The 12277-nt window shown below is 72.9% G+C and carries 9 protein-coding genes; 3 read left to right on the top strand and 6 right to left on the bottom strand.

Annotated elements, in window-relative coordinates:
* Positions 1-9: 9 nt before the first annotated feature.
* Both ABD236_RS22635 and ABD236_RS22630 read right to left on the bottom strand, forming a co-directional pair.
* Positions 10-1584: a hypothetical protein gene (locus ABD236_RS22635; RefSeq protein WP_344076082.1), complete on the bottom strand. Its 1575-nt coding sequence runs from the start codon at positions 1582-1584 to the stop codon at positions 10-12.
* A gap of 36 nt (positions 1585-1620) precedes the next feature.
* Positions 1621-2121, bottom strand: coding sequence for a hypothetical protein (locus ABD236_RS22630; RefSeq protein WP_344076080.1), 501 nt, complete (start codon positions 2119-2121; stop codon positions 1621-1623).
* A 381-nt stretch (positions 2122-2502) separates the two neighbouring features.
* Between ABD236_RS22630 and ABD236_RS22625 the strand changes: the two genes are divergently transcribed.
* From ABD236_RS22625 to ABD236_RS22615, 3 genes are all read left to right on the top strand, one after another.
* Positions 2503-2802 (top strand): hypothetical protein, encoded by a 300-nt coding sequence (locus tag ABD236_RS22625; protein WP_344076078.1) that lies wholly within the window; start codon positions 2503-2505, stop codon positions 2800-2802.
* An 8-nt stretch (positions 2803-2810) separates the two neighbouring features.
* The gene (locus tag ABD236_RS22620; RefSeq protein WP_344076076.1) at positions 2811-4442 is read left to right on the top strand and encodes an alpha/beta hydrolase; all 1632 of its coding nucleotides are present in this window, start codon (positions 2811-2813) and stop codon (positions 4440-4442) included.
* 71 nt (positions 4443-4513) lie between these two features.
* The gene (locus ABD236_RS22615) at positions 4514-4975 is read left to right on the top strand and encodes a hypothetical protein (RefSeq protein WP_344076074.1); all 462 of its coding nucleotides are present in this window, start codon (positions 4514-4516) and stop codon (positions 4973-4975) included.
* A gap of 12 nt (positions 4976-4987) precedes the next feature.
* Here ABD236_RS22615 and ABD236_RS22610 read toward each other — a convergent pair whose 3' ends face one another.
* From ABD236_RS22610 to ABD236_RS22595, 4 genes are all read right to left on the bottom strand, one after another.
* Positions 4988-7312: a xanthine dehydrogenase family protein molybdopterin-binding subunit gene (locus ABD236_RS22610; RefSeq protein ID WP_344076072.1), complete on the bottom strand. Its 2325-nt coding sequence runs from the start codon at positions 7310-7312 to the stop codon at positions 4988-4990.
* The gene (locus tag ABD236_RS22605) at positions 7309-9342 is read right to left on the bottom strand and encodes a (2Fe-2S)-binding protein (protein WP_344076070.1); all 2034 of its coding nucleotides are present in this window, start codon (positions 9340-9342) and stop codon (positions 7309-7311) included. Before ABD236_RS22605 ends, ABD236_RS22610 begins: the two co-directional genes overlap by 4 nt.
* Positions 9339-10238 carry an FAD binding domain-containing protein gene (locus ABD236_RS22600; RefSeq protein ID WP_344076068.1) on the bottom strand — a complete coding sequence of 300 codons (900 nt, stop codon included), beginning with the start codon at positions 10236-10238 and terminating at the stop codon, positions 9339-9341. The genes ABD236_RS22605 and ABD236_RS22600 overlap by 4 nt, the downstream gene beginning before the upstream one ends.
* A 270-nt stretch (positions 10239-10508) precedes the next feature.
* The gene (locus tag ABD236_RS22595) at positions 10509-12155 is read right to left on the bottom strand and encodes a beta-N-acetylhexosaminidase (protein ID WP_344076066.1); all 1647 of its coding nucleotides are present in this window, start codon (positions 12153-12155) and stop codon (positions 10509-10511) included.
* Positions 12156-12277 lie beyond the last annotated feature (122 nt).

The following is a 12277-nucleotide window of genomic DNA, read 5'->3' as shown; positions in this document are numbered from 1 at the left end:
CCTTCGGTCTCAGTCGATTACAGGCGGCACAATACGGCGGTCGCTCTGCTGCCAGGTCTCTTCGTCCTCGGTGAGGTAGTCGGGACGCTCACCACTGCGCTCGTCCCGCCGACCGGGCGCACCGTGCGTGCCAGGCGGGATCATGCCGCCTCGCCCGGCCCGACCTGCCTGAGAACCGCCTTCCGTGTTGCGTACGAGACCGGAGCCGCCCTCGGTGAAGGGGCGACCGCTGCGGGTGCCGGGCGTGGTGGGACGACCGCCGACGATGCCGCCGGGCTCGCCCGCCAGGCGGCGTCCGCCGGAGACCCCGCCTCGGGGGCCTCCCCCGCCGAGGCCACCACCGGGGCCGTGGGCCATCGGGGGTCGGCCCTGCGCCGTGCCCTCGTGACCGACGACGGTGCCCCGGGGGATGCCGGTCGGACGACCGGTGCTGGGCGGTACCTGGCGGCCACCGACGATGCCGTTCTCACGCGGCAGCTTGCTCAGGGGCAGGCCGCCCACGGTGTTCTGGCTCGGCAGCCCCGGTGCACGAAGGCCACCCGTGGCTTGACGACCGCCCAGGACACCGGGAGTCGGCAGACCGGTCTTGCCACCGCCGAACGTGGGCGGTACGGGCCCCACAGGTGGCATCCAACCGTCCGGCTTGCCGACGGGAGGCGAGGCGGGAGGAACACCAGGGCCGGTGGGAACGACCGGAGGCGTCGACGGCAGCGTGTTCACGCTGTCGATCGCCGTGCCAACTACGTGATCCGGTGTCATCGGCGTCGGCAGGGAGGGCGACACAGTCGTCCCCTTCGGCGCGTCCGGACTGTGGGTGCTCGTCGTCGGTCCGGTGTACTCCTGGCGCGCCGAGGCGGACACCGAACCCGGGCCCCGGCCGGTCCTGTTCGTGCCGCCGCTCGCACCGACGTACTGCTGCGGCGAGCGGTCGAGACCTCCGTCCGGCACAAACACCGCCGGCGGCGGCGGAAACACCGGCGGCCGCAGCGCAGCTATCTGCTCCCCCGAGTGCACATACGCGTCAGCCAACCGCTTCAGCCCCTGCACCGCCTCCTGCCGCTGGCTCTCCATCTTCTCGTTGAGGCCGGTCAGCTTGGCCGAGGCGTCGCGGGCGTCCTTCTGGCCGTCGGGGTCGTGGTGGGCGGCCACGTACAGCTTCTGGGTGTCCGTGGCCTCCTTCTTCAGGGCGGGGTCGTACGCCGGGACCGAGGACTTGACCTGGGCGATCGCGTTCGACACGGCGTCCAGGGTGGTCGACGCGGCGTTGCTGTACGCGCCCAGGCCCAGCGTGGCCATCGCCGCGTCGTGGCCCCAGTCCGTGAACGCCTTCGCGCCCTCGCCCGTCCAGACGACGCGGCTCATGTGGGCCTTCAGGTCGTCGCCGATCTCGGTGATCGTCTTGGCCGCGTCGGCGAGCTTCTTGGCGAGGTGGGAGGCCGAGTCGGCCTTCATGCCCTGGACCATGGTCCAGAGCTCCTGGTGCGACTTCTGCTCGAAGTCGGTCCGCTCCAGCGGCGGGGTCTTCGGCGCCCCCTGCCCCCGCTCCTGCCCGGGGCCGGGCCCCTTCCCCTTGTTCTCAGCCATGTCGCCGCACCGCCATCCCCTGCAATCCGCGCTCCATCAGATCGACCCGCCCGTCGCGCCCTTGTCCGGCGTCTTCGGCGCGGGTGCGCCGACGGTTCCGGGCGCGTCCGTCCCGTACAGCTCCTGCTGCCGGTGGAGCTCCCCGCTGATCGCCCGCATCCGGTCCCGTACGTCCGCGTCCACGCCGTCGTACCCGTTCTCGGCCGCCAGGACCGCGATGCACAGGCCCTCGATCTGCATGCCGAGGGCCTTGGAGAGCTGGCCGATCTGGTCGTGCACGATCTCGTACGTGCCGTACAGGAACGCGCTCTCCTTCAGGTCCTCCGGGCCCAGTTCGGACTTGGCCAAGCGGTCCGCACCGATCTTGGCGGACGCAGCCTCCGAGTCGTTGAGCTTGGTGAGCAGCGCGTCGACCCGCTTCTTGAAGGTGAGCATCGACTCGGCCTCGCGCGCGAGGTCGGCCGCCGCCACGACGGCGGCACCGGCCGCCGCGCCGATGACCGGCATCATCCCGAGCACCGGCGCCAGCGTATTCACCCCGGGCCCCACGCCCCCGCCGCCGTCCTCCGCCACAGTCGCCTCCCCGTTCCCCGTCCCCGTTTCCCCGCACCTTCGAAAGTAACTGTAGCCAGCACCACTGACACCCGGCAGCCTCCCTCTTCTCTCTGAGTCCTTGTACAGGTGGGCTGTTGGGCCGACTGAGTTCCGGGGCTCTTGCGCGGGTGGTGGCATCGGTGTTACGCGCGACCGCACCTTTTTCGGTCAGGCATCGGTTCGCGCTTGCGGAGGCACGCAGAGCGCGGATTACGGTCGTTCTCACAGTCACCAAGAAGACGCCCCGGGCCAGGGGGAGCAGAGCTCGTGCCCGTATGTGCAGGTAGGCCCGCCAGCGCGGGTATGCAGGGGAGGGAAGAACCAATGGCGGATGATCTCAACATCTCCGCAAGCGAACTCAAAGCCTCCGCAGGCGCGGCCGACAGTCTGGTCACCGACCTGCGGCCGATACTGAAGAAGGCGATCGACGACACCGCTGCCGCCGCTGCCTCGCTGAACGCATGGCCGGTCAAGGCCCGGCTGGACGCCACCGGCACCGGCTGGGGCGATGCGCTCACCACGTTGCAGGGGCGGTTGACCGAGCACGCCGAGGGGCTGCGCCTCCTGGCCGACCACCACAGCATCAACGACCTCGACGTCGGCCGCTGCTTCACGGGCTGGTGAGAGCGGCGATGCCAGAACTGTTCGCACAACTGCTCCATCAGAACTTCGCCGAGCTGGAAGCCGCAGCCGAATCCTGGCGGAATCTGGCCAAGAAGCTGGGCGACACGCAGACGAGCAGCGGAAGGCGCGTGTCGGGGCCGCTGCACAAGGCTGGTTGGGCGGGTGTCGGCGCCGACTACGGATTCGCCGCGCTGGAGGCCACCGAGAGCAAGCTCGGCACCGGGAAGACCGATGCCCGGCTCATCCACGCCGTTCTGGGCGCGCTCAGCACCCGTATGCAGGAATCCCAGCGCAAGCTGCGCAACGCGGTCGCCGACGCGGAGAAGGCCGGGCACAAGGTCCGGGCCGACGGCTGGGTGGAAGCCGTGGAGGCGATCGACCCGAAGTACCACAACGACCCGGACTACCAAGGCGTGCAGCAGCAGGCGAACGCCGGGCTCGGCGGCTTCCGGGCCCGCATCGACGCGGCTGTTCTGGAAGCCTCGACCGTCTGCACCCAAGCCGCCGAACTCCTCTACCAGATCGACCCGTTCGACCTGGACAAGCGGTACGGCGCCGACCACGCGCGCGAGGACGCGGTGCGGGTCGGGGAATTCCTCGGGCTCGGCAAGAAAGCCATCCCGGACGGTAAGGATCCGCAGCAGACCGCGGACTGGTGGGCTGGGCTTCACATCGAGGACAGGGAGATGTACCTTGCCGCGTTCCCCGAACGGCTCGGCATCATGGACGGCCTGCCCGCCGCCGCCCGGGACACGGCGAACCGCAGCACTCTGGACATGCAGCTCAACGACTACGCGCTGCGGGAGGGCAGCCTCGGCTACCACGAACGGTACTTGTACCGCTCGCTGAGCAAGCTCAAGGACAAGCTGGACCAGGCGGATGTGGCGCCCCCGGACAAGCGGGTCTATCTGCTCAAGTACGGCCTCGCGAAGGACGGAACGGCGGTCGTCTCGGTCGGTGACCCGGATACGGCAAAGCACACGGCCGTCTTCGTGCCCGGGACAAGTCACCAACTGGACAGCGCGGTCGGCGATATCGACCGGGCCGGCGATTTGCAGCGCGCGGCCGGCCGGTGGAACGGCACCAACGGCACCGAAGACGTCGCCGTGGTGTCGTGGCTCGACTACAACGCCCCTGAACTCAACACGGACAGCGTGGGTTCCGCCGATCTGAGCCCGGGCATCGCCAGTGACCACCGGGCCAAGGAGGGCGCCGGGAGACTGCGGGAATTCACCCACGGTCTCCGCGCCGCACACCAGGGCGATCAGCCCACCCACCTCACCGTGCTGGGCCACAGCTACGGTTCCACCACCGTGGGCGCTGCCGACGTCCGAGGGGGCGGCCTGGGCGCCAACGACGTGGTGGTACTCGGGAGCCCCGGTCTGACCGTCCAGCGTGCCGGCCAGTTGCACATCGATCCCCGGCATCTGTGGGTAGGCGCCGCGAGCGACGACCTCGTTTCCAACCTGCTCTCGGGCGCGTCTCTCGGCGCCGACCCCAAAGACTCCGGATTCGGGGCACAGCGGATGTACGTCGACACCAGCGGCCACAGCGGCTACTGGGACGGCGGAAGCCAAAGCCTGGAGAATCAGGGCCGCATCATCGCGGGCAAGCAGCCGGAGAACGGAGCCACGGGCTGATGCTCTGGACCACACCCCTACTGCGCCGGAGCGCTGCCGCGCTGACGCTGACCCTATTGCTGGGAGGCTGCATGTCCGACAAGAAGGAAGCCAATGCTCCGCTGCCCCGCATGAGCAAGGAGAAGGCGGAGGAGTGGGCCAAGCACTGGACCGACTCCATGACTCGTACGGCGAAGGCCACGCTGGATCCCAAGACCGCTAAACCGACGGCGGATTACAGCAACTGCACCGGCAAGAACGGCGAGTCCGCCGATGATGGCCGCTTTACCCTGCACTACTCGGTACGGGCCACACTGCCCCGCGCCCAGCACGCGAAGGCTATCCGGGCCATCCGCGACACCCTCGAGGAACAGGGCTTCAAGATTCAGGGCTACCGGTCCGACCCGAGCAAGGATCCAGCCAATCTGGTCGACGCCACCCACCCCAAGGAGCACCACTTCGTATCGGCCGGGGATGTAGCCGAGGACCTGCTGGTGCTCATCGTCGCGACTCCCTGCCTCCTGCCCCCCGGCGCCAACCAGCAGCAGTTCTGACCCCGTGCCGTCCTACCCCGCCACAACCACCGCCGCCTGCGGCCGGATCGGCAGGCGGTTCACCGGGCGGCCCGTCGCCGCCCGTACCGCCGACGCGATCGCCGCCGGGCTCGTCACCACGGGGACCGCGCTCGCCGCCTTCGCGCCGAAGGGGGCCACCACGTCGCGCTCCTCCACCAGCTTCACGATGCGGATGTCGGGGGCGTCCAGGGCCGTGGGGAGGGCGTAACCCGTGAGGTCGGGGTGGCGGACCAGGCCCCGGGCCGTACGGAGGTTCTCCGTCAGGGCCGCGCCGACGCCCTGGGTGACGCCCGCCTCGATACGGGCCGCCAGCTGGGCGGGGTTGAGGACGCGGCCGACGTCCTGGGCCACCGCCAGTTCGACCACGCGGACCGAGCCGAGTTCGATGTCCACGTCCACCACCGCGCGGATCGCGCAGAACGCCAGGCCCACGAAGGCGTCGCCCTGGCCGGTCTCGTCCAGGGGCTCGGTGGGGTGCGGGCGGCACTGGGCCGTGGCCCAGAGCTCCTTGCCGTCCATCGCCTCGGTGACCGTCGTGGACAGGACGCCGTCGTACGACGTGATCTTGCCGTCGGCGATCTGGAGCAGCTCCGTCGACATGCCGAATTTGTGCGCCAGGGGCTGGAGGAGCTGTGTGCGGACCATCTTCGCCGCTCGTTCCACCGCCCCGCCCGACACCCAGGTGTGGCGGCCGTGCGACGCCGGGCCCGCCGGAGGCTGGTCCGTGTCCACCGGGGCCACGTGGACCTCCTCGATGCCCAGCGTCTCCTGGACGATCTGGCGGGCCAGCGTCGTGAAGCCCTGGCCGGTGTCGACCGCCGCGCAGATCACCGTGGCCACGCCATCGTGCACCTTGACCGTGGCCGTCGACACCTCGTCCCTGCCCTCGGCGCCGAGCATGTGCACCATGCCCACCGCGTAGCCGACGCCCCGGCGCACCGCGCCCGGCTCGCCCGCGCCCTCGGGGCCGCCCGGCAGCAGCCAGTCGTCCTCCGGGTCGTCCTTGGGGAGGGTGGGCAGCGGGAAGTCCCGTACGGAGGTGAGGAGTTCGGCCACGGGGGCCGGGCACGTCACCGTCTGACCGGTCGGGAGCAGATCGCCCGTCGCCAGGACATTGCGCAGCCGCAGCTCCGCCGGGTCCAGGCCCAGCTTGGCCGCCAGCTTGTCCATCTGGCCCTCGTACGCCGCGCACACCTGCATCGCGCCCTCGCCCCGGACATGGCCGGAGGGGGGGTTGTTGGTGCGGACCGCCCAGCCCTCGACGAAGGCGTGGGGGACGACGTACGGGCCGCAGGCGAAGGCCACCGCGGCGGCCAGGGACTCCGAGGACGCCTCCGCGTACGCGCCCGCGTCCAGCAGGATCTGCGCCTCCACCTTCACCAACCGGCCCTCCGCGTCCGCGTGGTGGCGGTAGCGCAGCAGCGTGGGGTGGCGGTGGGCGTGGCCCAGGAACGACTCCTCGCGGGTCGCCGTCAGCTTCACCGGGCAGCCGGTGCGCAGCGCCAGCAGGCCCAGCGGCAGCTGGAAGCCGGAGTCCTCGCGGTCGCCGGTGGCGCCGGGGACGCCGGTGACCACCACCTTCACGCGCTCCGGGTCCAGACCGAAGCAGGCGGCCGCGAGGTCGCGGTCGGCGTGCGGGTCGGTGGAGGCGGTGTAGATCTCCACGCCGCCGTCGGGGCGCGGCACCGCCAGCCCCGCCTCGGCGCCGATCGGGGCCGGGTCCTGGCGGCCGATCCGGTACAGGCCCTCCACCACGACCTCGCCGGTGACGTCCGGGTCGCCGTACTGGAGCGGGATGTGGCGGATCAGATTGCCGTCGGGGTGCAGCGGTTCGGCGCCGAACGCCTTCTCCGGGTCGGTGACCGGCTCCAGCAGCTCGTACTCGACCGCGATCGCCGCCGCCGCGAGGCGGGCCGTGTCGGGGTGGTCGGCGGCCACCGCCGCGATCGGCTCGCCGTGGTGGCGCACCACGTCGGCGGCGAAGACCGGGCGGTCCGCGATCCCCCGGCCGTGCGCCGCGTCGCCGGGCACGTCGGCGTGGGTCACCACGGCCCGTACGCCCGGCATCTCGGCCGCGGCCGTGGTGTCGATCGAGACGATCCGGGCGGAGGCGTGCGGCGAGCGCAGCACCGCCGCCCACAGCAGGCCCTCGGCCCACAGGTCGGAGGCGTACGGGAAGGTGCCCTCGGCCTTGGCGCGCGCGTCGGCGGGGCGCAGCGAGGCGCCGATTCCATGGCTCGGCGCGGGGGGCTGCTCGGGGCCGGTGCCGGTGCCGTCGACCGCCGCGGTCGTCGCGGTGGCTGCGTCGTTGCTCACGCCATGCCTCCGTCGTGCGTGTGCGGGGGCTGGACGCCACCCGCGCCGGGCCCCGCCTGGTGCGGAATACGGGCTTCTTCGGTGCTGACCGGGCCGGTGTGCCCGGCCTGCTGGGCCGCTGCCTCGCTCGCCGCGGCGGACTGCGCCTCGCGCCCGGCCACCACGTCCCGTACGGCGTCGAGCACGCCCCGGTAGCCGGAGCAGCGGCAGAGGTTGCCGCAGAGCGCCTGGCGGGTCTCCAGCTCGGTCGGCGCGTGGTTGCCCTCGAGCAGGTCGTGCACGGTCATGGCCATGCCGGGGATGCAGAAACCGCACTGCACGGCCCCGCACGCGGCCAGCGCGCGCTGGACGTCGGAGGGCTCGCCGTCGACGGCGAGGCCCTCGACCGTGCGCACCTCGGAGCCCGCGGTGGTGGCCGCGGGCACCAGGCAGGAGGCCACCAGACGGCCGTCGACCTGCACGTTGCAGGCGCCGCACTCGCCCTGCGAGCAGCCGTCCTTGGCCCCGGCGAGGCCCAGCCGCTCGCGCAGCACATAGAGCAGCGACTCGCCCACCCACGCCTCGGTGACGGGCCGGTCGGTGCCGTTGACGCGCAGGACGTACGAGGCGCGGGGGTGCTCCAGGTCGGCGGCGGGCGGCAGGCCCGGCTCCGGCTCGGGAAGGGGGAGCGGGGTGGATACGGGCTCGGGCCCGGCCTCGGGGTCCGGGGCCGCCGCTTCCTGTACGGGTCCTGGTTCGGGTGCCGGTTCCGGCGCGGCCTCGGGCCCGGACCCGGGCGCCGCTTCGGGGAGCGGCAGGGGCAGGGGCTCAGGCTGCTCGTCGTGAAGGGACTCCGGGTGTACGGGTTCCGGGTGTACGGGCTCCGGGTGGATCGGCTGCACATGAACCGGCTCCACGTGGACCGGCTCCTGGTGAACCGGTTCCGCGTGGACCGGTTCCGGGTGGGCCGGTTCCGGGTGGGCCGGTTCCGGGTGGGCGGCCTCCGGCAACGGCTCGGCGGCGGTCGCCGGGGCGTCGCCCGCTTCCGGACCGCCCGCCTCCGGACCGCCCGACTCCAGGCCACCGGTCTCCAAGCGACCGGTTTCCAGGCCGCCCGTTTCCGGACCACCGGCCGGCTCCGCGAGCGGCTCGTGGGCGGCGGGCTCGTGCACCGGGTCCGCCTCGGCCCGTACCTCCTCGCGCGGCTCCTCCCGTACCTCCGTCGCCAGCGCGGCCGCCCAGGGCGCGGGGGCGCCGCCCGGCAGGGTCGCGCCGGGGCCCGGCGGGTTCCAGGACAGCACCGGCTCCGGGCGTACGGGCTCGGCGGCGGCCGGGAAGTCCACGGGCGGCGCGGAGAGGTCCGGGGCGGGCTGGTGCCGGGCGTCCAGGGGCATCTGGTCGTAGGCGTGCGCGGCGAAGTCCTCCACGCGCGCGTCGGCGGCCCCGGGGTCCGCCTCCGCGACGGGCTCGGGCTGCGGCTGCTCGGTCGCCCAGGGCGCGGGCGCGCCGCCGGGCAGGGTCGCCGGAGGCGTCGTCCCCCACTGCTCGATCAGGGAAGATGTACTGAATTCGCCCGATTCATCCGGCAGTTCGCCGTCGGCGACCGGGATGGTCCACTGACCGGTCAGCTGGCCGGTCTGGGCGGAGTCGTCGGGGAACGTCCACTGGCCGGTGGCGTGCCGGTCCTGCGGCGCGTCGGCCAGCGGGTCGTGCAGCGGGTCCGGCCCGGGCTGCGGAGGCGCGGGCACGGCGGACGCGTCGGGCCACTGCACCGAGCGCACCTGGCTCTCGCCCCGGTCCGGCTCGGGCAGCGGGGTCGGGATCGCCCAGGTGCCGGTGGCGGCCGGGTCGGTGGTGGCGGCGGGCGTCAACGGCACGATCATCGGCGGCACATAGCCGTGCCCGGGCGCGGCCAGCGGGTCGCCGCCGAGCAGCGCGTCCAGGTCCGCGGGCAGCTGGACGAAGGCGGTCGCGCCGTCGTCGTACTCGCCGCCCTGCGGGACCGGCTGCCAGCCGCCCGTTCCGCGTGCGTGGTGGTCGTTCTCGCTCACGACAGCGCCCTCCCCAGTGCTCGTCGGGCCAGCGCGGCGACCGTGCGCCGCAGGTGCAGTACGGCGGGCGACAGCGCGGGGGGCTCCGTGCCGTCGGCCGCCGGTGCCGGGTCGGGGATGCAGGCGGCGGCCACGTACTCGCCGAAGGCGTGCAGCGCCTCCGGGGCCAGCGCCGCCCGCTCGCCGTCCCAGTCGATCAGGGAGGCGATCCAGCGCTCGGCCTCCAGCGGCCGCAGCGGCATCGGAGCGATCGCGCCCACCGCGCAGCGCACCCCGCGCCGGGCCGGGTCCAGGACGACCGCGACCGAGGCGGTGGCGCGGCCGGGGCCGGTGCGGCCGGTCGCCTTGAGGAACACCTGGGGGGCGTGCAGCAGCGGCACGCGGACGTGCCCGATGAGCTCGGCGGGGGCCAGCAGCTCGCGCCCGGCCAGCAGGTGCGAGACCGGGATCTCCCGGCGCGCGCCCTCCGGGCCGGCGATGACCAGGGTGGCTTCCAGCGCGGCGAGCACGGGCAGGGCGTCGCCGGTGGGCGCGGCGGAGGCGATGTTGCCGCCCAGGGTGCCCGCGTTGCGGATCTGCGGGGGGCCGGCGGCGCGCGCGGCCGCCGCGAGCGCCGGGATGAGCGCCGCGAAGTCCGGGCGCCCCATCCGCGCGTGCGTGAGCCCCGCGCCGAGCAGCGCGTGGCCGTCCTGGTACTGCCAGCCGCGGATCTCGTTGATCCGGCCGAGGCCGACGAGGCCCGCGGGGCGCAGCAGGCCCCGGTTCACCGCCGCCATCAGATCGGTGCCGCCCGCGACGGGCACGGCGGCGGGCATGGCGGCGAGCGCCGCCACGGCCTCGTCGAGCGAGGCCGGCAGTGTCACCGACTGCGCCGCCTGCGGTGCGTGCGTGGTCAACCCAGCTGCCCCTTCCCGGTGTCCCGGCCGTCCCGACTGTCCCGTCAGTGTGCGCCTGTGCGTGGCCGTACCGTACGTGCTCACAGCCCGGACGTGGCAACTCTGGCACATCTTCCGAGCCGCCCGACGCGAGGGTCCGCGAAGGGCAGTTCCGTCCCCGACCAGGGGAATGGTCCGGTTTCACGGTGGTTGTACGACTTATCCGTACGGGGACGCCACCGATCACCGTTCCAGGGTCGGGGGCGGCGGGTCCCCGTCTTGCCCCCCGGCTCACACGTTTGGGGGCGACCCGTCGATCGGGCGTCCGAGCACTCCCGGGCGCTGCTGCCAGGGCAACGGGCCGCCGGGCGGCCGGTAGGAGACGCCCAGGGCGTCAAGTCGGGGGTAGTGCGAGCGCATTCGGCTCTCGAAATCGGCGAAGTCGCGCGCGGCGGGGGCGGGCAGCGCCGACCACGCCACCTCCGCGAACGCCGCGAGCCGGGGGAACACCTGGTAGTCCACGCGCCCCTGGTCCTGCATCACCTCGGTCCAGACGTTGGCCTGGGTGCCCAGCACATGACGTGCCTCGGCCTCGGTCAGCTGGGGCGGCACCGGCTCGAAGCGGTAGACGTCCTCCAGGGTCCGTACGTATCCGATGGGCATCGGCTCGTCCGTTCCGGGCGCCTGCCGGTGGTCGAAGTAGACCTGCTGCTCGGGGCACATGACGACGTCGTGGCCGGCCCGGGCGGCCTCGATGCCGCCCGCGTAGCCGCGCCAGGAGGAGACGGCCGCGCCGGGTGCGAGGCCGCCCTCCAGGATCTCGTCCCAGCCGATGAGACGGCGGCCGCGGTCGGCCAGCCAGCGGTCGAAGTGGCGGATGAACCAGGACTGGAGCCCGTCCTCGTCGGTGAGCCCCAGCTCCTTGATGCGCGCCTGGGCGGTCGCGGACGCCTTCCACTGGTCCTTGGGGCACTCGTCGCCGCCGATGTGGACGAACTCCGAGAACGGGGACATGTCGGCGGGGAAGAGTTCGAGGACCTCCTCCAGCACTCCCTCGTAGAAGCGGAGGGTGTTGTCAGTGGGGGCGAGTACGTTCGGATTGACGCCCCAGGTGTCCCAGACGGAGAGGCGGGTCGTGTCGATGACGTCGGTGTTGCCCAGTTCCGGGTACGCGGCTATGGCCGCCTGCGAGTGGCCCGGGATGTCGATTTCCGGAACCACCGAGATATGCCGCTCGGCGGCGTACGCGACGATCTCGCGGATGTCGTCCTGGGTGTAGAAGCCGCCGTGCGGCTCCTGGCGCCACAACTCCGAGGCACGATGGCCGTATTTGGACCGTGCGCGCCAGGAGCCGACCTCGGTCAGCCTCGGGAAGCGCTTGATCTCGATGCGCCAGCCCTGGTCGTCGGTGAGGTGGAAGTGGAAGACGTTGAGCTTGTGCGCGGCCAGCAGGTCGAGGTGGCGCAGCACGCCGTCCTTGGGCGTGAAGTGGCGTGAGACGTCCAGCATCATGCCCCGCCAGGCGAACCGGGGCGCGTCCTCGACGACTTGCGCCCGGATGCCGCGCCGCGCGCCCGGGTCGGCGCACGCCTTGCGGTACGCGTCAGGGCCGAGCAGCTGACGGAAGGTCTGGGCGCCCCAGAACACCCCGGCCGCGCTGCCACCCACGAGCTCGACGGACGCCGTGCCCACGGTGAGCCGGTACGCCTCGGGGGCGAGGGCGGGGTCCAGGCGCAGGGTGACGGTGTCCGGCGCGCCCGCCTCGCCGGGTGGCAGCGGGCGGGCGAGGGCGGCGCCGACGGTGGAGCGCAGCCAGCGGGCCGCGCCCTCGGTGCCGGGGGCGGCGGCGAGCGCGGTCCCCTCCCCCAGGACGAACTCGCCCTCCCCCTGTGCGGTGGAGCGGGGCGCTGGAACCAGATCCACGAAGTCCTTGGCCATGGGCACACGGTAGTCCCAGGCCCGGTCTTTGCCCGCGGGCCGGTGGGTGGCTGAGCGCGCAGTTCCCCGCGCCCCTTAGATGCGCCCCTGCGGGGCGCCTAGGGGATTGCCGCGGAGCGGCA

Origin of the sequence: Streptomyces crystallinus (genome assembly GCF_039521265.1) — a bacterium.
GTDB classification, from domain to species: domain Bacteria; phylum Actinomycetota; class Actinomycetes; order Streptomycetales; family Streptomycetaceae; genus Streptomyces; species Streptomyces crystallinus.
This window is presented reverse-complemented; position numbering and strand designations above follow the sequence as displayed.